We start from the raw sequence: 26,998 nt of genomic DNA, 5'->3' as shown, positions 1-26,998 counted from the left end.
TGGTTTTTTAAAGATGCACTCCCTATCTTTATCACAGCCGGTTTTTACACTTATGACAGCAACAATTCCTACACTGTTTGAATGGGCGGGTGGTACACCTGCTTTTGAACTGCTTTTCAACAAGTTTTATGATAAGGTTTTGGCCGATGAGCTGCTGGAACCCGTATTTAAGCATATGTCGCCCCTGCACCGGATGCATGTGGCGCATTTTGTAAGTGAAGTTTTTGGCGGCCCAAAAACCTATAGCGAAACTGAAGGCAGCCATTATGCCATGATCAATAAACATTTGCAAAAGCATTTAACCGAAGCGCACCGCAAGCGCTGGATTGAACTGTTGCTGCAAACTGCTGATGAACTTTCACTGCCCGATGATCCGGAATTTCGCTCAGCTTTTATGGCTTACCTTGAGTGGGGTACGCGGATAGCAGTGCTGAACTCCCAAACAGATAATACTACAGAAAGCCCGGATACGCCTATGCCGAAATGGGGCTGGGGCGTGCCGGGGGGACCATACATTCCCTGAAATAATAAAACACGTATGTAAAATGACCGGTGTTCAAGGGCAGCACATCATAATTACTGCTCTTTTGGCGTTTATGTTCGGGTAAACTTATTAACTTCGTAAATGCAGTCCATACAATCCCTCTTCCCCAAAATAGGTTTCTTCTCTATTCTTGATGTATTGCTGGTGGCTTTGATCATTTACCAGTTGTATAATCTTATCAGGGGAACCATTGCAGCTAATATCTTTATTGGGTTTGCAGTGATCTTTGCCCTCAATTTTGTGGTGAAGGCTTTGGATATGAAGCTGCTTACCATTATCCTGGGCAAATTTGTTGATGTGGGGATCATTGCCATTATCGTGGTTTTTCAACAGGAAGTAAGGCGATTTCTATTATTGGTAGGTAAAAATGCTTCACTCCAACGCAATAAAGCCTGGTGGCAATATTTCTTCGGAAAATCAGAAGTGGAGAAAAATAATTACGCCAGGATCAAGCCAATAATTGATGCCTGCAAAAGCCTGAAGCAAACCCGCACAGGGGCGCTCATTGTTTTCGCCAAGTATTATGACGAACAGTTTTATCAAAACAGTTGCGAGGTGGTGGAGGCCAAAATTTCAAAGCGATTGTTGGAAAGTATTTTTCAGAAAACCAGTCCGCTGCATGATGGTGCGGTGGTGATTTCGGAGAATAAGATTAAATCGGCAAGTTGTATTTTGCCGCTTACCGAAAAAACTGATCTGCCGGCGCAGTTCGGCCTGCGCCACAGGGCAGGGATTGGTGTTACAGAGGCAAATGAGGCCACGGCGATCATTGTATCTGAAGAAACCGGTGAGATCTCGTATGCCAAACAAGGCCGGATTAAAATGAATATCAGCTTCGCAGAGCTGGAAAAAGTTTTAAATAAGGATTTTTAATCGGATAAAAATAAGACAGGATGCGCCTTTAACTGGCGCAAGTATTGTGTGGTTGCAAGAGCGGGGCGTACTTGTGCCCTCTAAGCTAATAAAGGATTGCTATATTGTGAATCAAAATAATCAGTGTTAAATTAACAATGCCACTGCAACCCTCCATCGATAAAATAACAGAAATCTCCCGGGTCCTGCTTTCGATAGCAGGGCGTTATCTGGTATTTGCCGGCGCATTATACTTGTTTTTTTACGTGTGGAGAAGACGAACATATTGGTATTCAAAAATTCAGCAACGCTATCCCGAAAGCAAACATATCCTTCGCGAAATCGTTTATTCGTTTTTTACTATACTGATATTTGGTGCGGTGATCCTGTTGGTGATCTACGCCAGTAAGCAGCATTTAACAGGGATCTATCCAAACATCAGCGATAAAGGATATCCTTATTATTTTTTGAGTATAGGGCTGATGATCCTGATGCACGACACCTACTTTTACTGGACACACAGGGTTATGCACTGGAAGCCTTTGTTTAAGCTGATGCACAAAACGCATCATTTGTCAACTAATCCGACACCATTTGCCGCTTATGCTTTCCATCCGCTGGAGGCCGTAGTGGAGATTGGTATTGTACCACTCATCGCCTTTACTATTCCCTATCACGGCACTGCGCTCACTATATTTTCTTTGTATTCGTTGCTATTAAACGTGACCGGTCATCTGGGCTATGAACTTTTTCCCCAGGGGTTTACTACGCATAAACTGTTTAAATGGCACAATACTTCAACGCATCATAATATGCACCACCGATTAATTAAATGCAATTATGGTTTATATTTCAACATATGGGACAGGCTGATGGGCACTAATCACCCCGATTATGAAAAGAGCTTTGAACAGGTGGTTGAAAAGCGCGAAAAAGTGAAGTGTAAAGGAGACCCGGGACTATTGTCAGACGAACTGGCTACGGAGTAACTTTTTCCTTTTTTACCCCGGCAGTATCCGGATTAACAACATCTATTCTTTTAATGAGCATATGGTATTTTATCCCGGGTTCGTCAGTTTTAACAACGGGCATATTGTCGTTCGGGTAATTTTTAACAACAGGCATCCGGCTGTAAACGGTCACATTATCAACAAGTTCACGGGTATTTAGCAATGTCCTGTTATCATTTAAAAGTCCGTTTTTCGGAAGTACCGGCATTAGTTTAGACAAGTTGCTGTCAACCTTTAATGGTTTCAAATTAAAAAGTTTATCGACAGCGTCATTGTTTTTAGGTGTCTTATTGAGGTTTTGTGCTTTAAGCTGGCCTGCACAGGCTATGATAGCAGCAAGGATTAAGGTTTTTTTCATGGCGATACTATTTTATACTAATATACCTATCAATTAATAATATTTAAATGTTAAATAATGTTATTAAATGTTAAATGCTTTTGAATTGAACCCAAATACCAAAGCCATAAACTGATAGATTTTATTACTTTTGTGGAAAATTTAAAAACCGATGAGCGAACTCATTAAAAAACAAGTGAACGATGCAAAGGCCTTGATGGAAAAGGCCATTGACCATGCAGATAGCGAATTAAATAAAATACGTGCAGGTAAGGCAAGCCCTTCATTACTTGACGATATCAGGGTTGATTACTATGGCACCCCAACACCATTAAGCCAGATAGGTAGTGTTAACACCCCTGATGCCCGTACCATTGTTGTTCAGCCCTGGGAAAAATCATTGTTAAACCCTATTGAAAAAGCTATTAAAGAAGCTAATTTAGGTGTTAACCCTCAAAACGACGGTATCATCATCCGTATCAATGTACCTCCGCTTACCGAAGAGCGCCGTCGTGATTTGGTTAAAAAAGCTAAAGCCGAGGCTGAGACCGGTAAGGTGGCTGTTCGTAACATCCGTAAAGATGCCAACGAAAAGATCAAAAAATTAAAATCAGAAGGTGTTTCTGAAGACGAAATAAAGACAGGCGAAGCTGAAGTTCAAAAACTTACTGATGCTTACATTGCTAAAGTTGATCAGCTTTCAGAAGCTAAAGAAAAAGATATCATGACGGTTTAATATTAACCTTGTGTCAAATTAAAAGGGAATGAGCTACTTAGCCATTCCCTTTTTTTATGTTTGCTGTCGAAACATGAATGTATTAATCTCTTACTTAAAAAAACACCGCTGGATAGTTGTATTTGCACTTTTCCTGGCGGCGATGAATATAGGCTTCTCCCTGCTCGACCCATGGATAACCGGGCGTATTGTTGACCGTGTTATCGAACAACGCAGTAAGCTACAATATGACGCATACCTTAATCAGGTGCTGATGCTGGTTGGCGCTGCTATTGGTGTTGCCATGGTATCGCGTATAGCTAAAAACTTCCAGGATTATTTTACCAATATCATTACCCAAAAGGTAGGTGCAGAGATGTATGCCGATGGTTTAAAGCACTCGCTTGAGTTGCCTTACCAGGTATTTGAAGACCAGCGGAGCGGCGAAACTTTAGGCATATTGCAAAAGGTGCGTTTAGATTGCGAAAAGTTTATTACCTCCTTTATCGGGATCCTTTTTGTGTCGCTCATCGGGATGGTATTTGTTATCGTTTACTCAGTGAGCGTAAGCTATAAAGTTACCCTGGTATATTTCGCCGCGATACCCATCATCACTTTTGTGAGTATGGCCATGAGCCGGAGAATTAAGAAAATCCAAAAGACAATTGTGGCCGAAACAACGGCGCTGGCAGGTTCAACAACCGAGTCGTTAAGGAATATCGAGCTTGTAAAAAGTTTGGGTTTGGCAAAACAGGAAATAGCAAGGTTGAATAATACCACTTACAAAATCCTCGATCTGGAACTGAAAAAAGTGAAGTATGTACGCAGCATGAGCTTTGTACAGGGCACTACAGTAAACTTTGTGCGCAGTGTGATGGTGGTGGTTCTGCTGATGCTCATTTTTAAAAGCACTATCTCTCCGGGCCAATATTTCAGCTTTTTATTTTACTCATTCTTTTTATTTAATCCTTTGCAGGAGTTAGGCAACGTAATCCTTTCCTGGCGTGAAGCTGAGGTTTCCCTTGGTAACTTCAACAGGATATTAAGCATTCCTATCGATAAAAAGCCAGAAAAACCGGTGCTGCTTGAAAAGGTAGAAACCCTCACTTTTAACGATGTTACCTTTAAGCATTTAACAGCCAATCGTAATGCCCTTAACCATATCAGCTTCGAAACTAATTCGGGCGAAACGATAGCGTTTGTTGGTCCGTCAGGTTCGGGTAAAACTACACTGGTTAAATTATTGGTTGGTTTATATCAGCCTTTGCAGGGAGATATTTTATACAACGGCACATTAAGTAAAGAAATAGACCTTGATCAGCTCCGTGAGAAAATTGGTTTTGTAACCCAGGATACACAACTGTTTTCAGGTACCATCCGCGAGAACCTGCAGTTCGTTCGCCCCGGAGCTACTGATGAAGAATGTATGGATGTGTTACAGCGTGCAGCCTGCCAAACCTTACTGGCCCGGGCCGATAAAGGTTTGAGCACTGTAATTGGTGAGGGCGGTGTAAAAGTATCGGGTGGTGAAAAACAGCGTCTTTCTATAGCGCGAGCTCTATTACGCAGACCGGATATCCTGGTATTTGACGAAGCAACATCATCCCTCGATTCTATCACCGAAGAGGAGATTACAGAAACCATCCGTAATGTATCCGAAAAGGAAAACCATATTACCATCCTGATCGCTCACCGTCTATCAACCATTATGCATGCTGATAGTATTTATGTGCTGGAAAAAGGCCGCATTATTGAAGGCGGTAAACATGCCGATCTGATAGCCCAAAAAGGTTTGTATTACGCCATGTGGCGTCAGCAGATTGGAGAGAAGGATACAGCAGATGCGCTGGATTAAGATATTCGAATATTTTATGTCATTGCGAGCGAAGCGCGGCAATCGCTTGCTATACAGGGCGACCTTGCTTCCATGCGATTGCTTCGTCGTCTCTCCTCGCAATGACATGTTTTAACTATACTTCCGGCGGTACAAGTATTACTGTAGTACTTGCTACTTCAGTAGTTGCCATGTGTTCAAACAAGTTCACCGCATTTTTTATGGCTGCTTCATGTTCATTCTCCGGTATCGCGTTAAGCACCTCTAAAAACTGTTTCCATTTTAAACCAAGCTGATCACCGTAAACCTGGTAATAGTGGTAGTTTAAATTGTAAGGCAATAGCTGTTCATTAGTTTTCAGGCGTTTCGCTATCACATTGCCGCCAAGCGTTGAGCCTTCCAGTACATACATTGCCCCGAGGATTGCTGCATCACTGCTTAAGTCAATATATTCAGGAGCCTCCGCAGAATTGTTGCTTACTGTCGAATTAATCTCTTCAAAATCGCGTAATAGAGCTGGCAGTTTTACCCTGTTTTCAATATCCAGTTTTCTACGTAGTTCATCACTAAGATGGGTAAATAAAAAATCTTCTACCGCCGCGTGAGTAGTGTAGTTAACCATTAATATATTATGATACTGCTCAAACGTAAGCGAGCCATCCATAATTTGCCCTACAAACATTTTTTGCTCAAGCTGATCATGCAGATATGCAGTAGCTTGTTTTATTTTTTCATGAAGCATAAAGTATGCGTTTTTCTACGCCGCTAAAATACCGTCAATACACTTATAAAGTTCGTCAAGTGCAAATGGTTTTGCGAGGTAAGATGTAGCATTAAGATTTTCAGCAAGCTGCATAATGTTGTCATGGCCTGAAAATAATACAAAAGGTATAGTTCTGTGGTCATCAACCTCATGGATCTCTTTGATTATTTCACGGGCCTGGCGCTGGCCAATATAGTTATCGAGTATGATCAAATCAGGAGAGAAGCGTTCAATTTGCGCTACAACCTCGTAGCCGTCGCGTTTTACTTCAACCTCATATTTATCGCATAATGCGATGCCCATAATATCGGCTATATCCCCATCATCCTCGATGACTAATATTTTTTTCAGCGTTTTAATTGACATTCAGATTTTTAGTGAACCAAAAATTATAAAGTGATTCAACGCAATTTACCAGGTTTAAATAGCCCGCAGGCTTGGTTAAATAAGCATTAGCGCCAAATTCAAGTGATGCTTTAACGTCTTTTGGATTGTCGGACGTTGAAAAGAATATCACCGGAACATATTTTAAAAACGATATTTCACGAATGCGTTTTACCAGGTCGAGCCCCGAAAGCCCGGGCAGGTTAAGGTCGAGCAGTATAAGTTTCGGTTTTACTCTTGCTTCGGTAAGCTGTTTTAACTGCTCAAGCGCATCCTTCCCATTATCAATGATCTTTACCGTAAGCCCGTCTTTCACTTCGCGTACGGCATGCTGCATTATAAATGCAAAATCTTCGTCATCTTCAACATAAAAAATATCAGGCGAACTCACAACTAACTAATTTTAAAAGATATATAAAAAACTGTGCCAAATCCTAATTTGCTCTCAAACCAAATTCGCGCTTTGTGTTTTTCAACAATGCGTTTTACAATGGCCAGGCCAACGCCTGTGCCCTCAAATTCGAGCGCGTTATCCATGCGTTTAAATAGTTCAAACACGCGGTTATAATAATTTACGTCGATACCAACACCATTGTCGGATACCGAATAAACGATCTCGTTGTTTCTAACTATCCCCTCAACTTTAACTTTTGATGGCGTTGATTTTGAAGAGTATTTAACAGCATTGTTAATCAGGTTGGTGAAAACCTGCGTTATCATTACACTGTCGCCGTCAATACCTGGGGTATCTCCAATGGTAAATTCAATGCTTTCGGGCTTAAGGGCCGATAGTACTTCCCTTTTAATTTCATTTAGTAACAGGCCCATATCAATTGGGGCGGCCTCTATGTCAGTACGGCCCACGCGCGAATAATGCAGGATCTCTTTAATGAGCATGTGCATTTTATCGGTGCCCTTGACGATCCTTTCGAGCATTTTTTTTGCCGAATCATCCAGGCTTTTATTACTGGCCAGCAATAGCTCCGAGTAATTTTTTATTGATGATAGCGGGGTGCGCAGATCATGCGATATGGTATAGCTGAAGGTATCCAGCTCATCATAGGCCAATTGCAAACGTTCGTTCAGGATCCTGATTTCGTTGGCTTTGCGGTTGATGGCATAAATAACATCTTCACGAACCTTTAAAACCGCGGCGATCTCATCATGCTTCCACTTTTCGGATGTGTTTTTAACAATTTGTGTCCAGCTGTCAAACGATTTTCGTGGCGAGAGCTGCAACAGGCCGTCGGCAGTTTCTTCAACAGGCTTTTCCGGATTGCCCGCCCAGTTGATAGCTTTTACCTGCTCGGGTTTAAACCAAATGATCATCTCCCCAAGCTCGCGCGATAGGCTGCAAGATAAAATACCGCTGGCAACATCGCTGTAATTTTTGGCCGCCAGATATATTTCCGGGAAACGGTAAGTGCTGTAAATGGTATCAACCATATTTACCTTAAGCCAATCAACTATCTCGGCTATTTGTTCTTCGGTGGGTGTCTGGCCAATGGTAGTTATCTCTCCATCGTACACCAGCGCCACACCCGTAGCCGTGGTAACATCTTTGATAGTAACTTTATTGCGGGTTAAGGCGAAAGTAAAATCAGTGTCCTTTTTGATATAATCGGCAATGGTATTGGCAGCTTCGCCCAGTTCATGAAGTTTTGCCAATTCTTCCTCATCCTGGCGGTACTCTAATGCTGATGAAAGGATCTGACCGATCAGTTTCGATGCATCACGCGATTTATAGTCGATAAACCTTGGCGAATAATTATGGCAGGCGATAAGTCCCCAAAGTTCGCCATGGGCAATAAGCGAGATACTGAAGCTAGAGTCGACGCCCATATTTTTTAAATATTGGATATGGATAGGCGACACAGCCCTCAATACCGAATGGGTAAGGTCAAGCGGTGCGGCTCCCTCCTCATAGGTAATAATAGCCGAGCTTTCTGAATTTACATCGGCTATAATACGGGTAAGATTGATCTTATAAAGCTCGCGGGCTTGCTTAGGAATATCCGAAGCCGGGTAATGCAGGCCTAAAAACGGCTCCAGGTCATCGTTCTTCACTTCGGCGGTTACTTCGCCGTGACCATCCTCGTTAAATTTATAGATCATTACCCGGTCATAATTGATGATCTTTTTTATTTCAGAAGCAGCCTTTTGCAGTAGAAGGGATAAGCTTTTACCACTCAGGATCTCGGCTACCGAACGGCCTATAGTTTTTTGAATGTCACCACCCAGATCTGATTCGGTTGGCTCAAACTCCAGTACCAGATCATTTACCGAGTGACTGATGATAAGATTGTAATTAGTTCCCTTTACATCAATAGCCAGCGGATTGATGGTGTCTGAACTTTTTGCACCCTTAGCCAACTTTAACAACTGCTGCAATGACGCGGTATCATTTGCTATGGCTAATTGTTCTTCCAGTTCGCTAATATTTTTGCCTAAGAGTCCGATTGCGTTGATACCGGTATAGCTTTCAACGTTTTGACTGATGTAGGAAATATTGTAAGATTTGCTGTTTACAGCGATCAAGAAACCGTGCGATTGGATCTTTCCCGGGATATGTATTGGTTCTCTGTCGCAATTGGTCAGGTCTACCTGGTAGCTCATAGTTTTTTGATAGGATGAATGACCGCGTAAAATACAAAAAATACACTTTTATGAAATATATTTTTTAAATAGGTAAGTTGTAAGGATTGAGAGGAAAGGTGATTGTTAATAAAACTATATCATTAAGCCCATGCCTGGTATTATCACAGTACCGTGTTAATTAGGGAAGTGGTGCGATGGAAATACCGACCACGAGCAAATGTGGGGAGAAGGTACTTTCCGAATAAATAAAACATACCCCTAAATATTTTTATTCTCAATCATCCTGAAAAACTCATCGCGATAGGTGTCGCCTACAGGGATGATCTTGTCGCCGATCTGGATGCGGCTCCGTTCAATACTGTCTATTTTATTGAGAGCTACAATGTATGATTTATGTACACGTACAAAATGTTTTTCGGGCAAGGCATCTTCCATTTTTTTCATGCCCTGCAGGGTAATAATCCGCTCGGCAGAGGTAAAAATGCTTATATAATCCTTTAAACCCTCAATAAACATAATATCATGCAGGTATACCTTTTGAATCTTATGTTCGGTTTTTACAAAGATAAAATCGGTTGAAAAATCATCCTGCTGCACGGGTTCGGCCTGCATCACTACCTGTGGTTTGGCTGCAACAGGCTGGATAATGCTTTGTGCTTTTTGTACCGATTTAAAAAAGCGATCAAATGCGATTGGCTTTAACAGGTAATCAACCACATCAAGTTCGTAACCTTCAAGCGCGTACTGCGGGTAGGCTGTAGTTAAAATAACCTTGGCTTTACCGTTAGCAATTTTCAAAAACTGGATGCCGGTAAGCTCGGGCATCTGAACATCTAAAAATACAAGATCGGCTTCGGCGGCCTGTACCATGGTAAGCGCCTCGATGGGGTTAGTTGTGGCTTTAACCAATTGCAAAAAAGGCATCTTGGAAATATAGTCTTCCAAAATATGCAGCGCCAAAGGCTCATCGTCAACTACCAAACATCTGATCATAGCGTAAAAATAATGTAATAATGGTTATTCTAAATTTTTTAATATGCTGTTTTGTTATAACGGCGTCAATTCAACAGATTTATACCAGATTTCGGCCCCTTCAGATTGCAAAAGGATGCGACCGTGCGATAATGAGGCTATTCCCCAGTTTACCAAATGTCCGTTAACATAATGTTCAATCTGGTTGCCATTGCAAATGATTTCGATGATGTTCCATTCGCCGCGCGGATTTTCAAAATTGGCGGTGCGGTAAACACGCTGCTGGTCCCACTCAATGGCCGATTTATTGGGCGTAACCACATTAGTATGTTGTACGCACCAAATATCGCCGCAATCACCCTCCTGAATCTGGCATTCTATCGATCTTGGCCATACAATATCTTTATCACCCTCCCCAAAATGATATAAAACACCTGCATCGCGTACGCCCTTTTCGCGCGGGTGATATTGTTTGCTCCCCCATTTAAATACTACTTTCAGGTAATAATTATCGTACGATTTTTTGGTGGCCATATAACCGAAATACTTGCCCATTACATGCACCATACCATTTTCAATGGCAAAGTTGTTATGTACATCATTATCCTTGCCTAAAGTATCCAGGTAGGTATACCAATCCTTTTTATCCTTGCCGTTTAACAATTTTTGAACCCCAATCTCCCTGATCCAGATATTGCGGAACGATACCGGAAACTCATGCTCCTGCAGCAACAGGGGTAAGGCGAAGGCGTGTTTTTGATATTTGGGCTGACCAACATGCGCCACTGTTCCTTTTATAGCTACATGGTTTTGTATCAGTATGCCATTGTGTAATACGGTAATGTAAGCCGGTGATTTAACCGAGCTGTCGATATTGAAGCGCGGGGCAGTATAAATGATATCATACTTTTGCCACTGGCCCGGTTTAAGCGAGGCATTTACCAGCGGCAGGTATTGTTTATAAACAGAACCGGCCTGCCCGTTTGAGTAGGTACGGTTTTTATAACTGTCGAGGATCTGCAGTTCGTAGCGGCTTTGCATAATTACGCCGCTGTTGCCACGTTCCTGGCCGTTGCCTTTAACAATGGCAGGGGTGCGCCACTCGATATGCAGCTGGCAATCGGCAAAGTTTTGTTTGGTGATGATAGAGCCGCTGCCCGGCTTAACGGTTACAATACCATCTTTTACTATCCAGCCCGGTTTGTTGCCTTTCTGATCTGTCCATTTGTCCAAATTTTTGCCATCAAACAAAATGATAGCATCGGATGGCGGCTTGTTACCGGCGCCCGGTAAAACTACTTCAGGCTCAGGGTCCCAAACTTCGGTTGCCTTAGGGTCGGTTTGTGCACATGCGGTAATGGCCGATGCTGCAAGAAACAGGGCTAGGAGCAATTTTTTCAAACAGGTCATGGTTATAATAGGTTATAACTATAAATCTATTGATAATTCGCAGGTGTAGGTATATTCTTCATCCCTTATTTTTAAAGAGTACCTGTTGGGGTAAAGCAGGTTGAGCCGGCGCTGCACGTTTATCAAACCAATTCCACCTACAGCATCACGGTTATTGTTATGTTTTTTGTTTTGGATGTAAAAATGCAGTTTACCATCCGCTACGTTAATAAGTAGCTTTATAGGGGAGTTGATATCATTTGCAACGCCATGCTTAAAAGCGTTTTCGATAAAAGCGATCAGTAACAGAGGTTCTATTTTTTGATCGGTGATATTGCCATCTACCTTAAAATCAATAAATGCCTTGCTGCCAAAGCGGATCTTTTGCAGATCGATGTAGTTTTGCAGGTACTGGAGTTCTTTACTCAGGTCAACTTTGTTTTCGTTACATTCATAGAGCATGTAACGCATAATTTCCGACAGCTTTAAGATAGCTTCGGGCGTAGTTTCCGAACGCTGATAGGCCAGTGAATAAATACTGTTTAAGGAGTTGAATAAAAAATGCGGGTTGATCTGCGATTTTAGAAAAGCCAGCTCGGCAATAAGGCGCTGATTTTCAAGGTCGCGCTGAATGCGTTCGTTCAGGAACCAGTCTGTACTGAACTTTAGCGCTGTGCTCAGGAAAACAAATATCAGACTGGTAAAAATACTGCTGTAAAAATAGGTGGCAAAACTGGTTACATGCCCTTTTTGATGTACTAACACAATATCCTTAAATATTAACCCTACTCCATATTTACCTATGCCATATATTATTATGCTTACCAGTACAGCTGTGGCATATTGCCAATACCGTTTTTTATTAAGGAAATTAGGTATAAAAACCAGGTAGTTAAGATAAAATAAGCTGATATTAATAGTAGGATAAAGCAAAAAGATCACCAGTAGCTCTTTGGTACTGAGCTGCGCGTCGTTTAGCCTTGCCAAAAAAACAAAAAAGGATATAATGCCCGTCCAAAAAAACAGGTGCCAAAAAATTATCCAGGCGGTTTTTATTCCGGTTCTGGATTTCGGTAATGGTAATGAAGCCTCCATTCGCTGTTTTTAAATCCCTTTTATGTTTACGGGTGTGGCATCTAATTTAATATTTTGATAATGATATCGGCCTGTTATTTATATATAGCCGCTCATTTTTTCGATGAACTGGCTTTTATTATCGATGAACTGGTTAAAAGGTGCAGAAAAGCGTTCATCTATAAACAAAGTGTGTTGGTCTAAATCATTTTAGCAGGTTATTTTTTTAATATTCCTTTGTTGTATAAAATCAACACTCACAATGAAAACGCTTATCAAAAATTCAAATCCTTTTATCATGTTATTGATCCCGGTAATGTTTGCCCTTATTTTGGGTGTAAGTTACCAGTTCGAGCAAAAAAAGGAAACAGCAATAATTGGCCGCACAGCAGTACATGCTACCTCATTGTTTCACAAAGGTTTTGTAATGGTTAAAACTGTTTGCTCAATAGCAAAAAACAATAACATATGGTAATTACTACCGAAGGCCTTTCCTTCACCTTTGGTAAGCAGCAGGTAGTTAAATCACTCGCGCTGCAAGTTCCAGAAGGAAGTATATATGGTTTTCTCGGTCCCAACGGTGCCGGGAAAACCACTACTATCAAACTCCTGCTTAACCTGCTAAAACCCGATGCAGGTAACATTCACATTTTTGAGCAGGATATCAAAACAAGCCGCATCAGCATACTTTCGCAAATAGGTTCGCTTATTGAGCAGCCTGCTTTATACCAGCACTTAACCGGGAGGGAAAATTTATTGAACAGGGCCTTATTATTGCAGGCGCCTGCTCAGCGCGTAGAAGATATGCTCGACCTGGTACAGCTAACTGCCGCCGCCAATAAAAAAGCGGGGCAATATTCATTAGGGATGAAGCAGCGCCTGGGTATTGCGCTGGCCCTGCTGGCCGATCCTAAATTGTTGATTTTAGATGAGCCTACCAACGGCCTCGACCCAAACGGTATCATCGAGATCCGCGAGCTGTTGAAAAAGCTTGTGTCCAAACATGGTAAAACTGTTTTTATATCAAGCCATTTGCTTGGCGAGATTGAACGGATGGCCACGCATGTGGGGATTATAAATAATGGCGTAATGCTTTTTCAGGGCAGTATTGCCGACCTGCAGGCCATCAGCAAACCACTGGTGCGCGTTGATGCCGAAAATACCGTTGACGCCGCCAACCTGTTAACCCGCCACCATATTAACGTTACCGAAGTAACCGACGAGCATTTACTGGTACCCTACATCTCCAAACAACAAATGGGCGAGATCAACGCCCTGCTTAATAAAAACGGGCAAATGGTTTACAGCATCAGTAAACAGCAAAAAGACCTGGAAAAACTATTTTTAGATATCACCCAAAGAGCCTAAGCCATGAAAGGATTTATACTGTCATTCCGTTCGGAGTTTTACAAAAGCCGTAAAACACTTGGCTTTTGGGCTTCGGTAATGCTTCCTTTATTTATAGGTGTTTTGTTGTTCGTAGGGTTTTATACCAAAAGTGAAAAGTTGGTGTCAATGCCGCCGATGATGCTTTGGCTACAGTTTGCTGGTGCTATTTTGGGTATCATGGGCTCATTGGTGCTGCCAATGTATATCATATTTATAGCATACTCCGTAAACAGTATCGAACACCGGGCCGATACCTGGAAAACCTTGTTTAATCTGCCAATCCCCCGCTGGTCGGTTTATGCGGCTAAATTTTTTTATGCGGTTTTCCTTGTATTTGTTTGCCTTGCGTTGTTTGTGCTGTTTACCATTGGTTTCGGCAATTTGTTAAGCATAGTAAAACCAGAGTTACGGTTCGACGATTTCCACATGGAGAAAGAACTGGCACAGATCTATTTCAAACTGTTTTTATCATCATTAGGTATCCTTTCCATTCAGTTTTTACTCAGTTTATTTTGGGCAGATTTTTTAAAGCCGATGGGGATTGGTTTTATATGTACTATAGCCGGCGTTGTGGCGGCTTCAAAAGGCTGGGAGTATAGCTACCTGTTTCCATATGCACACCCAATGGCAGCTATCAGTAGCATGCTGAAAAACAATCATGGCGATCCATCCAACCGGTTACAAATAGATGTTTTTACTAAAGATGTATTTGTAAGTATGGCTATAGCAGTTGTTGTATTTGTGGCAGGATATTTTATTGTGCAGCGTAAGAGCGTGAAGTAGATTATTTGTTATGTTTACTCAAGTCATCAATGATCTCAGCAATTTCGCGATTAACCGAATCTATGGACGGAAGCCTAACTGTCGTGCTGTCCTGTAACCTCTTATATAATAAATTATAACTATTGATGCGTAGCTGGCAGTACTTTTTAAGCATATTGTCGCGAACCTTATAAGGTTCGGGAAGGTCGAGTGAATCAGCAGAGTTGATAACCTGGATATTTTCATTCCAATAGTATATACCCCTATCCTTCAGTTCGGACATTAAAACATCTTTAGCCGTATTTTTTGGCATTTGCATTACCTCTAATGCCATTGACTCCTTAACGGCAAAATCCTTCATCTTTTTCTGGTACATCGCAAATGGATTAGGTGTTTGATAGTAGGTAACGGTACAGCATAGTAGTGTTAAAACGGCAATGGACATTACAGAGAGAACTTCTAATCCTGTATTATCCGGTTTGCTAAGACTTGGATAGTAAAGGTATCCTATAATGAATCCGCTTACCAGTCCACCAACGTGAGCCGCGTTGTCAATCCCTTCTTTAGTACCATATAATAAATTAAAAGCGACAAAAAAGCCTATGCTGACCAAAAGTTGCTTTCGTACGTTTTTTTCGATAATATTTGTTGTGAGCATGGAAAGAAATACACCATACATGCCAAATATAGCCCCGGATGCACCTGCACTAACAATAAACCCATGCGTTGTAACACTAACTATGCTGGCAGATAAACCTGTCAATAAATAGGCAGCTGCAAATTTTAGTTTGCCAAGCCAGGGTTCAAGTAGCATACCTATATACATCAGGGCATACATGTTTAAAAGCAAGTGCATGATGCCGATATGAAGAAAAATTGCCGTTATTAGTCTCCAATATTGATTATCTAAAGTGAGTGGCCCAAAGTTTGCTCCCCAGCTAATGAGGTCGCTTACTGTAGGTTCGAACGTCGATACACCACGAATAACCATAATAATAAAAATCGCGATGTTAACATTTATAATTATTGGTGTTATGAAGTATTCAGGCCGTGGTATAAAGAAACTAAGGAATCCCAGTAACTTTTCTTTTGGGGTTGGTGGAGGGGCGTTTAAGATATCTTCTTCTTCAGATTCAAATATGGGAGTGAGTTCGACCAATTTTTCCTCGATAAATTCGCTGTTCAGAGATGTTTTAAGCTGATCATATTTTTCGATGAAAGTATTTACATTCTCTTCGTTCATTTCCGACCAATCAGTAATTTTTCCGTCGGCGTTTTTACTTATCAGCAAAATATCAGACTGATTAATAACAAGCCTGAACTCCTGCATGGGTGAAAAAAGGCCTCCGCCTATAATTGTTATAAGCCCATTTTTTCCGGTATAAATTATTCTCCAATCCAGTTGCCGGGCGGTTTCGAGTGCAATTACCAGGATATGTTTTGGGTCGGCGTTGTTTGTATCAATTTGTTTCTTAAATGAAGGGGTAAAGCTAAATGCCATAAGGTTAGGACTTTTTTAGCTATAAAGATGACAATAAATCTCTTATTAGTCAAAAAAACATTGTCGCATATCAATGATCGGATTAGTTAGGTTGAGCCTGTTGTTTTGATCGGATTACGAGCCCTTTTTAGATTCCCCAAAATAAATGGTTACAAGCAGCAGCATGAAAATCATCAGCGATTTTAAATCAGCTAAAAATTTATTGAAGATTTGAAGCTTGTGATATAATCGGAATAATGTTCGGCGTAAAAAATAAAAGCTGCTAAAGCGTATGCAAACAATCCCCAAACTATAGTTGCAATGATCGATGTCCGCACCTTTTTAATCCACATCATTTGCGGAAGCAAGAAATAAATAAAAGCTTGCATAGCAAATGCAAACCAATACGGGCCAAGTATGCGGTTATTTACCCTAATCTGTTCATAGTTGTTTGTGAATAATACGTTGCAAATATTTCCGAAACAAAGAATATCAGATTGATTGTTGCAGCTATAGGCAGCAATAAGTTTGTTGAGATGATCAGCGTTTTAATATCTATTTTCTTGTGAAAAAGGCTTGTGAATTTCAACAGGAAAAGCAAAGGAATAAAAAGCCCTAAGCCCATGAAAATTGCATCGATGAATGACGAAATATTTGACATGTTTATCAGACTATCTAACAGGCTTCGGAAACACCGGTAAACTTTCGTGCCCTTCAGCATCAACAGACTGTACCGCGAAGAAATAATTATCCTTTGAGTAATTCAACGTAGCTATAGTATCGGTTACATAGAATTTCTTTTCCCAATAGGGGCTGATGGTTTCGCGCATCAGTACATAATAGCCGGCGGGCTTTTTACCCGTGGAAGGTACTTCCCATTTCAGTTTAGTTTTATTGGTTAAGTCGCTGGTGATCACGCCTACATTCTGAGGCCCGGCCGGGGCTGAAGCGAGATTAGCCAATACTGCAAGGTTCATGCGGGCTACTTTTTGCACATAATTAAAATCAACAAAGTCAGGCAGGTCGCCGTACTCAACACCGTTTTCGGCGCAGATATTCTGATGCTGACGGTTAAAATTCTCGTTCATTTCGGTAAACCTTACAGCCGTAAAGCCCTGTTCTAAAAATGGCAGGTGATCGCCGCCGCGCAAATAGCGATCTCGCCGGTAAATAAGCTTTACGTCTAATTGATCAACATAACGCTCTCCAATTTCTTTGGTATACCTTGCCAACTGCCTCGACGGACTATCATTTTCCCCTCCTAATGATTTCAAAGCTGCCACTTGTTTATCGGTAGCTGCGGTAGGTACACCATCGCTAAAAACACGTACGCTACGGTTATCTTTCAGGTCGGTTTCTATGCCGTAAGTATTGCCAACGATATCATTATTCAGCATGGCATCCACATTCCAGTTTTCGGCTTTGGCCCGTTTGGCTACGTTGGCAGATCCATACAAACCCTGCTCTTCACCAACCACTGTCATGAAAATAATAGTGGCAGGGAACGATCTTTTAGCCATCACCCTGGCCAGTTCCATCGAAAGTGCAGTGCCTGAAGCATCATCATTGGCACCGGGTTCAACCCCGTTGGCGTCCATCACATCATTGATGCGTGAATCATAATGTCCCGATACCAGATACACCCGGGTATCATTCGGATCGGTACCTTTTAATATAGCCAGTACATTTTTGAGTTTGATGGGTTTATCGATACGTGTACCTTTAGGCTGTGTGAACGTATCAAACTGCACGGTCATCTTCCCGTTTGACTCAGTCGCATATTTTTCCATTTCGGCCTTGATCCAGTTGCGTGCTGCACCGCTGCCGGTGGTTTTGCTGGTGGTATCGCTCAGCGTGTGCCTGCTTTTAAAGCTAACCAGTTTGCGGATGGTAGCCTCAATGTTTTTGGCTGATACCTCATCAACCATTTGCTTAATGCCCGTGTCCTGCTTTACGATGGTTTGAGCGGAGGCCGGGAGGGTAAGGATAAGGAGGAGGAATAAGAAGATGTGTTTCATATGATGATGATGTTTTTTCCCGTAGAGACGCATAATTGCGTCTCCGACCATACAGGTCAACCTTGATGATTTGGGTCAGATATATAAATTTTCAAACCTATCTCTTTCAGTAAACCAGTTGTTGGGATTGTTATGAATGTATTGCTTTATGTTATTGTACTCACGATCATTTCTAATTACCCGATCATAATAACGAGGCTGCCAAGCAAAATCGATGTTGTTGTCATTCGCATATTTCTTAACGGATGATTTATAGCCACGCAATACAGAAGCCACGTTATCTTTTTGAACACCGAATTTATTTGCTTCCCAATTGATTTTTATCAGGCTTGTTAAAAAACAATATCCCATGCAAATGGTCTGGCATTACCACAAATTCATCCAATTCGACAAATGGATTAATTTCTGGAATTTTTAACCAGTTGATATGAGCGAATTCACCCATAATTGAGGATTGTAGAAATAGAGCTTCATTATTTTCATTTGGGAGGATATCTCCAAAATATGGTACACGGTTAAGGGTACAGATGGTTACAAAATATAAACCATGAGCCCCATAATCCCATCCAGCTAAACGAGGTGATGACGTGCGATATTTATTTTGATATTTTTCTTCCATTTATATTGTGAGGATTATAATGCAATTGTTTCTGTCCTGCGAGAGACGCAATTATGCGTCTCTACATCAGCATCTTTTATTCTCCTTCCTCCTCCGCAACAATCCCTAAAATCTCATCAGCTTGTTTAAAATTGCTTTTTACAAAATGGCACCAATCGCATTCTTTTTTGCCGCAGCCTGTGCTGAAATCGTGCGCCATGATTTTGGCGTAAGTTTCGGTGATCTGCCCGGTTACTGTCTCTACGTCTTCCGGTGTTATCACAAATTTTTCGCGGTAATATTCACCATCGCTTATGGGTTCAACAAAATCGAAAATGGTGCTGATCACCTGCCAGTCGGTAGTGCGGTCATGATCTATCAGTATTTTATAGAAAACAGCCTGTCGCCAGTAATCGCCGCCGTTGGGCAAATCATTGGTTGGGCGCAGTAGTTTATCTTTTGCATTTTTAGGCTTACCAGTTTTGTAATCAACAACGGTAGCCTGCTTGCCGTCAAACTCTATTTTATCCAGGTTACCTTTAATAGGAACACCTGCTACTTCAATGTTTTTTATAGATCGTTCGGTAACAGCTATCTTGTTCCAATGCGGTACGTTTTGTTCATAATATGGCGGCAGGATCTTTTCGCCGTAGGCTGAGCGCAGCTTAAACTCATCTTTAGTAAATGAATCGCGATTGCGGGCCATATACCATCTAAACTCGCGCATGAAATTTTCCGTACTCAAAAACTCGTTGTCATTATCCTTCAACTGCCTGTAAGTTTTGTTGAGTGCCCAGTGTACCGCCTGTCCAAAAGTAGCCGCCGGACTTTTACCCGATGGCACCCTGATCAAACACTGAAAATAAAACCGCAGCGGGCAGTCCAGGTAACTGCTCAGGTGGGTTACCGATAGCGTGTAATTTTGCAGCAGCTGGTTGATGTAGTTTTTATCCAGCAACTCAACCTTTGGTTTTTCGGCTTCGCTGAATTGGGTTGCCTGGAACTCGATCATATCCATGGCATCCACTTTAGGGTATTGTACCTGCATATTGGTGCTGGCTAATATCTCGCCTATAAATTGGCTTGCCTCCTGGTCTTTGTCCTTCCTGTCCTTAGCGGCGTATGAGATCATAAGGTGCTGCTTGGCACGTGTTACTGCCACATAAAACAGGCGGCGCGCTTCCTCTTTCTGTGCAATTTCATCAGCGGCGGAACGGGTAAGTGTGTCGGGATAGCTGAAACCGCTGTTACGGCCTTTGCTGTCCCAGGTACGTTTGTCGCAGCCAATAAAATACACATATTCAAACTCAAGGCCTTTTGAGCCGTGTGCCGTGAGGAAGTTGACACCATTCTCCGAAAAGATGCTTTGGTTAAGCTCCAGGCGGATCTGATGTTTCTTCATCATTTCGATGGTCGAGATCAAATCATCCAGGCTGATGTCGGGCCTTTTGCGGCTTTCATCTTTCAGGAAGTCGAAAAAACTGGTAAGCATTTGCATGTAGCTGCCCTTATCCTGTTGCTGCATAATATATTTCAGGATGCCCATTTTGGCTATCACACTTTGAAAAAGCTGCTGCAGTGTAACACTTACCGCCTCTTTGAGCAGGTAATCAATATTGCTGATGAGGTAGCGCATCTCTTGCTGCTGGTCGGGGTGAAAAAGGTCTGCTTGTTTGGGTGGCCTCATCTCGCTTACGTAACGGCGGATAGAAGTTTTAGGCTGATTGTAAGCCAGGGTACCAAAGTTTTCTTTAAACACTGCAACGCTTGCCTTGGCAATTTCAATAGGGGGGATGTTAAAGAAATCATAGTGCATGATCTCAAACAACAATTCATCCCCGCTGTATGGCGAATCGAGCTCCATGGCAAGGTAACGCAAGATATTAATGATCTTTTCACCAAAGGGTTGGGTAAGCACGTCTATCTTGCGTTTGGTGTTTACCTGGATCTTTTGCACATCCAAAAATTTGATCATCTCCTCAACCTGGTTGTGGTTGCGGTAAATTACCGCTATCTCGCCCGGAGGTACACCGTCAGTAACCAGTTGTTTTATCTGCAGCGATACATCAACCAGTTCTTTATCAGGGTTCTCGTACTCCCGGATCACCGGCTCAACCAACAGGTTATTAAAACGCGGATGAGATGATTTTAAAGCTTTATCTAAATTGAGCTGACTTGTTAATCGCTCAAAATTGTTGTCGATAAGCGCTTTTGAAATATCGAGGATCTGCTGACTGGAGCGATAGTTATGTTTTAGCACTACGGTGTATAGTGTATCTACATAGTCATTGGCAAAATCAAGGATGTTTTTCATGTTGGCTCCCTGAAATTTAAAGATCGACTGATCATCATCGCCTACCACAAAAACATTCGGGGTATCCCAATAATTAAGCAAAAAGCGCAGCAACTCGTTTTGCGATCCGCTGGTATCCTGGAACTCATCTACCAGAATATACTGATAACGTTCCTGGTATTTACGAAGTATTTCTTCATTATCGCGGAAAGCGCGCAACACCCAAATAATCATGTCGTCATAATCATAGCGGCCGCGCGTTTTCATTTTTTCTGTATAGTTTTGATACTCTCCAACAGCCGCCAGCAGTTTTTTCATCACATCATGCGCGGCGTCAATATCTTTTTGTTTCGGATCACCAATCTTGATGCCCGCTTTGGCATTAGCCCGTTTATAAATAAACTCCTCGCGGTTAGGCAAGTCTTCAAGATAGTCATTTACCGCCTGCTCAATCATTTCGGCGTTCCAGTTTTCCCGCTTCATAGTGCTGAACAGGTTTTTAAGCCGGGGAACATCATAATAAATATCGCCCGTAAAACGCTTCAGCAGGTGATCGTTCGGGAACTCATCAACCAGTTCCCGGAATAGCATAGCCGATTCCAGGTCTGAAAGCGACTCCAAATTCAGCTTGCCGAAATATTCCAGGTTTTCCTGGATGATCTCATTACAAAACGCATGGAACGTATATATATTAATACGGTAAGCATCGGGGCCGATAAATTCGAACAGACGTTTACGCATGGCCACTGCACCGGCATCGGTATACGTTAAGCACAGGATTTCGCTGGGTAAAGCGTCTGTATCAGTCAGGATTTTACCTATCCGCGCTGCCAGGATCTGCGTTTTGCCTGTACCGGGGCCCGCTACTACAAGTACAGGGCCATCCATTTTGTTAACCGCGGCCAATTGCTCGGGGTTTAAACCGGCTAAGGCTTCCTGGAATTTAGCGTTATATTTATTGAATGTAGATTGCATAAGCCCCCTCTAAATCTCCCCCTGAAGGGGAAGACTTCTAATTTGGTTATTAAAATTCTTAGTATTCTGATGCTTGATAGTCGGGCGTTCTTAGGATACTTATCTGAACCCCAAAACCACCGATATCAAAATTAGGACTTAAAATGGAAATTGATTGCCTCCCGTTAATATTATACTTGAACTCCCCCTTTAGGGGGCCGGGGGGCGACTACAACCCCATCCCTGTAATAAAAAAAGCATTCACGCTTACAGGTAACTTACCCGTAGGTTTTAAGCGTCCCGCAAGTACTTTGGCTGCCGACTGTTGCAGTTCGGGCGACATCTGGTAACAAACCAATAAACTGCCAGCGTTTTCAAGTCCCGGCAAACCCGCTATGGTATAAGCATTGGCAAACACACTGAATGCTGTGTTTTTGCGTGATGCCAGGTCGGCAATCATCAGTTTTACATCGCTGCTGTAATCAAGCTTGCTCTGCGGGCGGAGGCGGGTATCATGTATGCCTACAATAATCTGCTGGTACTGTTTAAGCCAGTTCAGGATATTGGTAACTGCAATCGCCGGTGCATCTTTATTAATTATAAAAATGCGACTGTTCGGGAAACTTTTTACAACCTCCATCTGGAAAAGCGTTGGCGAGCTTACGCCTATACTCACGATGGCTGTTTTTAAAAATGGATTAAGCTTTACATTATTGTTCTTCAATTGGGTTACCGCGGCATCGCTTAGTTGTTGTACCAGTGCTTTGGCGGCATCGCTGTTAATGTCCTGGCTTAAATTGGTTAAAGTAGTTGGCTTGTATTGATTAAGCCCTGCCCAGTATTTGGCAACTAAGATCTTTTTGATCCGCGCTTCAAACTCAACAGCACTAACGCTGCCATGCCTCACAGCTTTACGGATCAAGAGTATAGCCCGGTCTGAGTTTTCAGATAGTTCAATGATATCATTGCCGGCAATAAATGCCTTTACATCGGCTTCACCGTTGGGGAAATATTTGGTTACCCCTTTCATTTCCATCGCATCGGATATCACCAGGCCTTTAAAGTTTAACGAATCTTTCAGGATTCCGGTAATAATAGGGCGCGAAAGGGTTGAGGGTAGTTTTGGCGTATTATCTAAAGAAGGGATCCCCATATGAGCGATCATTACCCCGCTGATACCCGCATTGATGGCTTCCCGGAAGGGATACATCTCTAAAGAATCTAATCGACTACGACTATAAGGCAGCAGCGGTAAATCAAAATGCGAATCGACATTGGTATCCCCATGCCCCGGAAAATGCTTGGCCGAAGTAAGCAAGCCTGCATCCTGCATGCCTTTAAAATAAACAATACCTTTTTTGGCCACGTTATACATATTATCGCCAAAAGAGCGGTAATTGATAACCGGGTTATTAGGATTGTTGTTCACATCCATATCGGGGCCAAGGTTCATTTGCATGCCCAGGCGTTTAAAATCATAAGCTACCTGTTGGCCCATTTTATAAATCAGGTTATCATCCTGTATGGCACCGAGGGTCATTTGGTATGGGTATGATATCGTAGAATCCAGGCGCATACCCAGGCCCCATTCGCCGTCCATAGTTATAATTAAAGGTACTTTGGCCAGTTTCTGGTATTTATTGATTAGGTTGGCCTGGCGCACCGGTCCGCCCTGAAAAAACACAACGCCCCCCAATTGCTGCTCTTTAATCACCTGCCCAACCGAATCTTCATAGGCTTTTCCTTTATTGGTATGCGCCCGTACAAATAATAATTGTGCAACCCGCTGCTTGCGGCTCATTTTATGATACACCGAATCTACCCAGCGGTTTTGTTTGCCTAACAATTGGATATAACTTTCTTTTTGTGCAAAAACATCGGCGGTGAAAAATGTGAAGATGATAATCAGCGGGTAGAAAATGCGGTTTTTAGAAGCTTGCATAGGCCAAATGTAGCGTTATTCTGAATTTTTGATGAAAATGATGTTATAACTATTATAAAAATCAAACCGCTAATAAACCTTTGTGTTTTTTATTAATCTATCACGTTATTAACATACATACGAGGAAAAGCCGGCGGTAACCGGTAACTAACGGGCTAACGACTTTTCCGCCACTTATTTAAAACAGACAAATACGATGAAAAAATTACTTTTCTTGGCAATGTGCCTCTTTACCGTAGGGACAGTTAGTGCGCAGGGGTATTACTATGGACCGCGTCATCGCCGCCCGCCCCGCCGGGTCGTTGAAAGGTCTCAGCCCCAACACCGTTATGATGATTTTTACACCCCCAAAGTTGGTTTGGCGGTTGGTTTAAACGTTTCAAACACGGTTGATGCTTATAACAGCAATTATAGTTCGAGTTCACTTGCGGGCTGGCACGCAGGTTTAACCTTTGATGTGCCTATTATCTACCCGCTGTCATTTGCTCCCGAAGTATTGTTTTCGCAAAAAGGATATGAGGTGAATGACCGGGACGGGAAATTTACACAGCGCACCAATTATATTGATGTGCCTTTGCTGGCTAAATTTAGGGTGGTACGGGGCTTTAACCTGCTGATTGGTCCACAGCTTACCTTTTTAACTTCAACCAAAAATACTTACGAAAGCGCTTTGGGCACCAGTGTCGATCATATTGATAACGATGCCAGTCATAGCTACGTAGCCGGCGTAGTTGGTGTAAGCTTTGATATTAACCGCAATGTGGAGATCCGCGGCCGTTATAATATCGACCTTGGCGAAAATCGTCCTTATGCTGATCAAAACCTGCCCGATTACCGTAACCAGGTTTGGCAAATTGGTTTAGGGTTTAAATTTCAATAATAAATAATGGAGTACGGTAATTGATCACAGCTACTTTAATGTAGCATTTACTTTTATGCAAATATGCTAAGCCGCAAAGGGGAAGAGATTCCAAAACTTTACGGCTTAGCTTTTTTTGTGAGTTTAAGTTCGATCTTTATTTATTTAGGCGTTGCCTTCGGCCGGGCTTTCCGCTCATACTGCGCAGGGCCTTAGCCACATTGGCCGGTACCCGCTTCAATCTAACACAAAGGCATAATATTACCATTCTCTCGGGGGATGTGCCGAGAGAATCCTTATTTCTTTAGGATAATAATTATTGATCCGGTTTGGCAATAATTTGGCCCAGCCAAGCGGATGCCCCTCAAAGGTCATGAGCGTCCAGCCCTTATCTGTTGTGGATAGTTCGATATTATCCCGCCGCAGGTATTGGATAGCCTGATCTTTATTAAGGGGCGTTTCCAAAACTGCATCTTTATTAATTATAAGGCTTAGCGCCAGTTCATGATCAGGGATCAGGTCCTTACCGGCAAGTTTACCAATAATTACTCCCGATTTTTTAATATAGAGGTGTCGCTGTAGTATATTGAGGCTTTCTTTATGGGAGCGGTTAATAGCCATCCAGTCGTCATTTACTTTAAAATAATAAAACTCGTCGGGGTTATTAATATATGAGCGAACCTGGTCAAGTTCCTTGCCTGGCAATTTTTGCTGGGTGTTATTTTTAAAGGAGGCCAGATCGCCGCTGTTTTCTTTTTTTTGCAGGCAGGCGGCAAATAAGCCTTCGCCTTTTATCTTACCCGGGTAAAAACGGTAGCCCCAGGCTTTTTTCTCCGGCGACTGGGTTTCAACAATGCCCCACTCCTTATTAATAGGTATGCGGATGCTTTCCAGCTCAAACTCGGTGCAAAGCCAGTCCAGGATATCTTCATTTTCCTGATGTGAGTAGGAGCAAGTACTATATATAAGGTAACCATCTTCTTTTAAGGCTGGGTAAATATCAGCTAGTATGCGTTCCTGTCGCTGATGGCAAAGGTTCACGTTCCCTTCCGACCATTCGCTCATCGCGTCCGGATCTTTTCGGAACATGCCCGAGCCCGAGCAGGGGGCATCAACGAGTATGATATCAAAAAAGCTTTTCAACCTCCCGAAATCTTTAGGGTCATTATTGGTGACAATGGTATTGGCTGTACCCCACCGGTTCAAATTATCTGTTAATATAGGTACACGCGTTTTAATGATTTCGTTTGCCACTAATAAATCGGCAGGTTGCAGGGCCGAATTAAGCAAGGTGCTTTTACCTCCGGGTGCCGCGCAAAGGTCAAGTACTTTTACCGTATCATCATTATTTTGGTTGATGGTTTTAAAAATATGATCAATAAACATTGATGATGCTTCCTGTACATAATAGCAGCCGGCATGAAAAAGAGGATCGAATGTGAACGACGGGCGGCTTTCAAGATAATATCCGTTGGCGCACCAGGGTACATTTTGTGTAATTTTTAAGGCAGATGGTTTAAAAGGATTAACCCTTATAGAGGTTGGAGCCTCCTCAAACCGGTGCGCTTTTACAAAATTTTCTTCATCGAAGCCGTTTTCCGCGCTCAATGATGCGATGAAATGCGGAGGGAAATTATGCTCGTTCATATACATTTCAAATATACACATTAGCTAAATGCCCGTCTTTACTTAATTATGAAGGTGTTTGGGGATGTATTTTGCCTTAATTTACAGGTAGTTGTAAAATAGGTTTAATTATTTGAAAATATATCTTGGTTGGTAGCTGGTTTTCTGTGTACATTTGTGACCGCTTTAGAAAAAGAGGCGTTGTTTTTTGAAAATTAAAAGCGAATAAAAAGATTAAAAAAGTGAAATTTTCACTTGCTAAATCAAAATGAAATCCACACCTTTGCAGCCCGCAAAAGAGGAAAAGGAGAGAGCGAAGCGGGTCTGAAACTTTGAAAAATAAAAAATAAAAAAGTTTTGGAAATAAGAAAAGGTTTTCTACCTTTGCAGACCCAAACGGAAGGGAGCTTGAAAGAGCGAAAGAAGTTGAGGCTGAGCGAGTTCAGTCAATAAGAGAAGGAAGAAAGTTAACAATAGTTAATGAGTAAAACAAAAGAGCCGAAAGCGATTTTCGGGGAAACAAACTGACAAGTTAAGCGATGAAAATTGCGACGACATAATAGCTGATTCGGATGATGAAGCGAGCAAGTTCTTTTAAGAAATGG

23 protein-coding genes are annotated in these 26,998 nt (G+C 42.1%); 9 read left to right on the top strand and 14 right to left on the bottom strand.

What is annotated here, in order from left to right:
* Positions 1 to 52: 52 nt before the first annotated feature.
* The 3 genes from BLS28_RS27945 to BLS28_RS27935 all read left to right on the top strand — a co-directional run bounded on the left by BLS28_RS27945 (position 53) and on the right by BLS28_RS27935 (position 2,385).
* Complete coding sequence (locus BLS28_RS27945) at positions 53 to 523, top strand: group II truncated hemoglobin (RefSeq protein WP_091175532.1); 471 nt, start codon at positions 53 to 55, stop codon at positions 521 to 523.
* A 102-nt stretch (positions 524 to 625) separates the two neighbouring features.
* Entirely contained in the window at positions 626 to 1,417 is a 792-nt protein-coding gene (gene cdaA, locus BLS28_RS27940; RefSeq protein WP_090530839.1) for a diadenylate cyclase CdaA, read from the top strand.
* A gap of 137 nt (positions 1,418 to 1,554) precedes the next feature.
* The gene (locus BLS28_RS27935; protein ID WP_091175528.1) at positions 1,555 to 2,385 is read left to right on the top strand and encodes a sterol desaturase family protein; all 831 of its coding nucleotides are present in this window, start codon (positions 1,555 to 1,557) and stop codon (positions 2,383 to 2,385) included.
* Here the strand turns inward: BLS28_RS27935 and BLS28_RS27930 are convergent.
* Positions 2,375 to 2,764 carry a hypothetical protein gene (locus BLS28_RS27930; protein ID WP_091175526.1) on the bottom strand — a complete coding sequence of 130 codons (390 nt, stop codon included), beginning with the start codon at positions 2,762 to 2,764 and terminating at the stop codon, positions 2,375 to 2,377. The two genes, BLS28_RS27935 and BLS28_RS27930, sit on opposite strands and share 11 nt — an antisense overlap.
* A 151-nt stretch (positions 2,765 to 2,915) precedes the next feature.
* Here BLS28_RS27930 and frr point away from each other — a divergent pair, with 151 nt between their 5' ends.
* Together frr and BLS28_RS27920 are read left to right on the top strand one after the other, a co-directional pair.
* Positions 2,916 to 3,479: a ribosome recycling factor gene (gene frr, locus BLS28_RS27925; protein WP_090530830.1), complete on the top strand. Its 564-nt coding sequence runs from the start codon at positions 2,916 to 2,918 to the stop codon at positions 3,477 to 3,479.
* Between the two features lie 73 nt (positions 3,480 to 3,552).
* On the top strand, positions 3,553 to 5,313 hold the full coding sequence (locus tag BLS28_RS27920; RefSeq protein ID WP_091175522.1) for an ABC transporter ATP-binding protein: 1,761 nt from the start codon (positions 3,553 to 3,555) through the stop codon (positions 5,311 to 5,313).
* Between the two features lie 115 nt (positions 5,314 to 5,428).
* Here BLS28_RS27920 and BLS28_RS27915 read toward each other — a convergent pair whose 3' ends face one another.
* The 7 genes from BLS28_RS27915 to BLS28_RS27885 all read right to left on the bottom strand — a co-directional run bounded on the left by BLS28_RS27915 (position 5,429) and on the right by BLS28_RS27885 (position 12,493).
* Positions 5,429 to 6,034 carry a biliverdin-producing heme oxygenase gene (locus BLS28_RS27915; protein ID WP_091175519.1) on the bottom strand — a complete coding sequence of 202 codons (606 nt, stop codon included), beginning with the start codon at positions 6,032 to 6,034 and terminating at the stop codon, positions 5,429 to 5,431.
* 15 nt (positions 6,035 to 6,049) lie between these two features.
* Entirely contained in the window at positions 6,050 to 6,421 is a 372-nt protein-coding gene (locus BLS28_RS27910; RefSeq protein WP_091175516.1) for a response regulator, read from the bottom strand.
* A complete protein-coding gene (locus tag BLS28_RS27905) occupies positions 6,411 to 6,830 on the bottom strand; it encodes a response regulator (protein WP_091175513.1) in 420 nt (139 codons plus the stop codon). Before BLS28_RS27905 ends, BLS28_RS27910 begins: the two co-directional genes overlap by 11 nt.
* 2 nt (positions 6,831 to 6,832) lie before the next feature.
* On the bottom strand, positions 6,833 to 9,055 hold the full coding sequence (locus BLS28_RS27900; protein WP_091175510.1) for an ATP-binding protein: 2,223 nt from the start codon (positions 9,053 to 9,055) through the stop codon (positions 6,833 to 6,835).
* Between the two features lie 240 nt (positions 9,056 to 9,295).
* Positions 9,296 to 10,030: a LytR/AlgR family response regulator transcription factor gene (locus BLS28_RS27895; RefSeq protein ID WP_090530824.1), complete on the bottom strand. Its 735-nt coding sequence runs from the start codon at positions 10,028 to 10,030 to the stop codon at positions 9,296 to 9,298.
* Between the two features lie 54 nt (positions 10,031 to 10,084).
* Positions 10,085 to 11,410 (bottom strand): 3-keto-disaccharide hydrolase, encoded by a 1,326-nt coding sequence (locus BLS28_RS31045; RefSeq protein WP_256337563.1) that lies wholly within the window; start codon positions 11,408 to 11,410, stop codon positions 10,085 to 10,087.
* Between the two features lie 27 nt (positions 11,411 to 11,437).
* Complete coding sequence (locus tag BLS28_RS27885; protein ID WP_091175507.1) at positions 11,438 to 12,493, bottom strand: sensor histidine kinase; 1,056 nt, start codon at positions 12,491 to 12,493, stop codon at positions 11,438 to 11,440.
* A gap of 241 nt (positions 12,494 to 12,734) precedes the next feature.
* Between BLS28_RS27885 and BLS28_RS27880 the strand changes: the two genes are divergently transcribed.
* The 3 genes from BLS28_RS27880 to BLS28_RS27870 are packed head-to-tail and all read left to right on the top strand — an operon-like array spanning position 12,735 to position 14,644.
* Positions 12,735 to 12,947: a hypothetical protein gene (locus tag BLS28_RS27880; protein WP_090530816.1), complete on the top strand. Its 213-nt coding sequence runs from the start codon at positions 12,735 to 12,737 to the stop codon at positions 12,945 to 12,947.
* Positions 12,941 to 13,840 carry an ABC transporter ATP-binding protein gene (locus tag BLS28_RS27875; RefSeq protein ID WP_091175504.1) on the top strand — a complete coding sequence of 300 codons (900 nt, stop codon included), beginning with the start codon at positions 12,941 to 12,943 and terminating at the stop codon, positions 13,838 to 13,840. The genes BLS28_RS27880 and BLS28_RS27875 overlap by 7 nt, the downstream gene beginning before the upstream one ends.
* Positions 13,841 to 13,843: 3 nt before the next feature.
* Positions 13,844 to 14,644 carry an ABC transporter permease gene (locus tag BLS28_RS27870; RefSeq protein ID WP_091175501.1) on the top strand — a complete coding sequence of 267 codons (801 nt, stop codon included), beginning with the start codon at positions 13,844 to 13,846 and terminating at the stop codon, positions 14,642 to 14,644.
* 1 nt (position 14,645) lies between these two features.
* Here BLS28_RS27870 and BLS28_RS27865 read toward each other — a convergent pair whose 3' ends face one another.
* From BLS28_RS27865 to BLS28_RS27840, 5 genes are all read right to left on the bottom strand, one after another.
* On the bottom strand, positions 14,646 to 16,124 hold the full coding sequence (locus tag BLS28_RS27865; RefSeq protein WP_091175498.1) for a rhomboid family intramembrane serine protease: 1,479 nt from the start codon (positions 16,122 to 16,124) through the stop codon (positions 14,646 to 14,648).
* Between the two features lie 650 nt (positions 16,125 to 16,774).
* Positions 16,775 to 18,121 (bottom strand): M28 family peptidase, encoded by a 1,347-nt coding sequence (locus tag BLS28_RS27855; protein WP_091175493.1) that lies wholly within the window; start codon positions 18,119 to 18,121, stop codon positions 16,775 to 16,777.
* A gap of 298 nt (positions 18,122 to 18,419) precedes the next feature.
* Positions 18,420 to 18,740 carry a glucose-6-phosphate dehydrogenase gene (locus BLS28_RS30655; RefSeq protein WP_143020897.1) on the bottom strand — a complete coding sequence of 107 codons (321 nt, stop codon included), beginning with the start codon at positions 18,738 to 18,740 and terminating at the stop codon, positions 18,420 to 18,422.
* Positions 18,741 to 18,816: 76 nt separating this feature from the next.
* Complete coding sequence (locus tag BLS28_RS27845) at positions 18,817 to 21,987, bottom strand: ATP-dependent helicase (RefSeq protein ID WP_091175489.1); 3,171 nt, start codon at positions 21,985 to 21,987, stop codon at positions 18,817 to 18,819.
* A gap of 208 nt (positions 21,988 to 22,195) precedes the next feature.
* Positions 22,196 to 23,908, bottom strand: coding sequence for a glycoside hydrolase family 3 protein (locus tag BLS28_RS27840; RefSeq protein ID WP_091175486.1), 1,713 nt, complete (start codon positions 23,906 to 23,908; stop codon positions 22,196 to 22,198).
* A gap of 196 nt (positions 23,909 to 24,104) precedes the next feature.
* Between BLS28_RS27840 and BLS28_RS27835 the strand changes: the two genes are divergently transcribed.
* Positions 24,105 to 24,788 carry a porin family protein gene (locus BLS28_RS27835; protein WP_091175483.1) on the top strand — a complete coding sequence of 228 codons (684 nt, stop codon included), beginning with the start codon at positions 24,105 to 24,107 and terminating at the stop codon, positions 24,786 to 24,788.
* 240 nt (positions 24,789 to 25,028) lie between these two features.
* Here BLS28_RS27835 and BLS28_RS27830 read toward each other — a convergent pair whose 3' ends face one another.
* Positions 25,029 to 26,414 (bottom strand): methyltransferase RsmF C-terminal domain-like protein, encoded by a 1,386-nt coding sequence (locus BLS28_RS27830; RefSeq protein WP_091175481.1) that lies wholly within the window; start codon positions 26,412 to 26,414, stop codon positions 25,029 to 25,031.
* Between the last annotated feature and the right edge of the window lie 584 nt (positions 26,415 to 26,998).

The organism is Mucilaginibacter gossypii, from assembly GCF_900100945.1.
In the GTDB taxonomy this organism is placed as follows: Bacteria; Bacteroidota; Bacteroidia; order Sphingobacteriales; family Sphingobacteriaceae; genus Mucilaginibacter; species Mucilaginibacter gossypii.
Note: the sequence above shows the minus strand (reverse complement) of the source record. Positions and strands in the feature narration are given on the sequence as shown.

What these genes read in the sequence shown, in the direction of transcription:
- BLS28_RS30655 (WP_143020897.1), bottom strand. Translation starts at nt 18,740, where the DNA reads ATGGAAGAAAAATATCAAAATAAATATCGCACGTCATCACCTCGTTTA.
- BLS28_RS27840 (WP_091175486.1), bottom strand. Translation starts at nt 23,908, where the DNA reads ATGCAAGCTTCTAAAAACCGCATTTTCTACCCGCTGATTATCATCTTC.
- BLS28_RS27920 (WP_091175522.1), top strand. Translation starts at nt 3,553, where the DNA reads ATGAATGTATTAATCTCTTACTTAAAAAAACACCGCTGGATAGTTGTA.
- BLS28_RS27945 (WP_091175532.1), top strand. Translation starts at nt 53, where the DNA reads ATGACAGCAACAATTCCTACACTGTTTGAATGGGCGGGTGGTACACCT.
- BLS28_RS27915 (WP_091175519.1), bottom strand. Translation starts at nt 6,034, where the DNA reads ATGCTTCATGAAAAAATAAAACAAGCTACTGCATATCTGCATGATCAG.
- BLS28_RS27870 (WP_091175501.1), top strand. Translation starts at nt 13,844, where the DNA reads ATGAAAGGATTTATACTGTCATTCCGTTCGGAGTTTTACAAAAGCCGT.
- BLS28_RS27830 (WP_091175481.1), bottom strand. Translation starts at nt 26,414, where the DNA reads ATGAACGAGCATAATTTCCCTCCGCATTTCATCGCATCATTGAGCGCG.
- BLS28_RS27865 (WP_091175498.1), bottom strand. Translation starts at nt 16,124, where the DNA reads ATGGCATTTAGCTTTACCCCTTCATTTAAGAAACAAATTGATACAAAC.
- BLS28_RS27910 (WP_091175516.1), bottom strand. Translation starts at nt 6,421, where the DNA reads ATGTCAATTAAAACGCTGAAAAAAATATTAGTCATCGAGGATGATGGG.
- BLS28_RS27900 (WP_091175510.1), bottom strand. Translation starts at nt 9,055, where the DNA reads ATGAGCTACCAGGTAGACCTGACCAATTGCGACAGAGAACCAATACAT.
- cdaA (WP_090530839.1), top strand. Translation starts at nt 626, where the DNA reads ATGCAGTCCATACAATCCCTCTTCCCCAAAATAGGTTTCTTCTCTATT.
- BLS28_RS27885 (WP_091175507.1), bottom strand. Translation starts at nt 12,493, where the DNA reads ATGGAGGCTTCATTACCATTACCGAAATCCAGAACCGGAATAAAAACC.
- BLS28_RS27930 (WP_091175526.1), bottom strand. Translation starts at nt 2,764, where the DNA reads ATGAAAAAAACCTTAATCCTTGCTGCTATCATAGCCTGTGCAGGCCAG.
- BLS28_RS27875 (WP_091175504.1), top strand. Translation starts at nt 12,941, where the DNA reads ATGGTAATTACTACCGAAGGCCTTTCCTTCACCTTTGGTAAGCAGCAG.
- BLS28_RS27845 (WP_091175489.1), bottom strand. Translation starts at nt 21,987, where the DNA reads ATGCAATCTACATTCAATAAATATAACGCTAAATTCCAGGAAGCCTTA.
- frr (WP_090530830.1), top strand. Translation starts at nt 2,916, where the DNA reads ATGAGCGAACTCATTAAAAAACAAGTGAACGATGCAAAGGCCTTGATG.
- BLS28_RS27880 (WP_090530816.1), top strand. Translation starts at nt 12,735, where the DNA reads ATGAAAACGCTTATCAAAAATTCAAATCCTTTTATCATGTTATTGATC.
- BLS28_RS27835 (WP_091175483.1), top strand. Translation starts at nt 24,105, where the DNA reads ATGAAAAAATTACTTTTCTTGGCAATGTGCCTCTTTACCGTAGGGACA.
- BLS28_RS27895 (WP_090530824.1), bottom strand. Translation starts at nt 10,030, where the DNA reads ATGATCAGATGTTTGGTAGTTGACGATGAGCCTTTGGCGCTGCATATT.
- BLS28_RS27855 (WP_091175493.1), bottom strand. Translation starts at nt 18,121, where the DNA reads ATGAAACACATCTTCTTATTCCTCCTCCTTATCCTTACCCTCCCGGCC.
- BLS28_RS27935 (WP_091175528.1), top strand. Translation starts at nt 1,555, where the DNA reads ATGCCACTGCAACCCTCCATCGATAAAATAACAGAAATCTCCCGGGTC.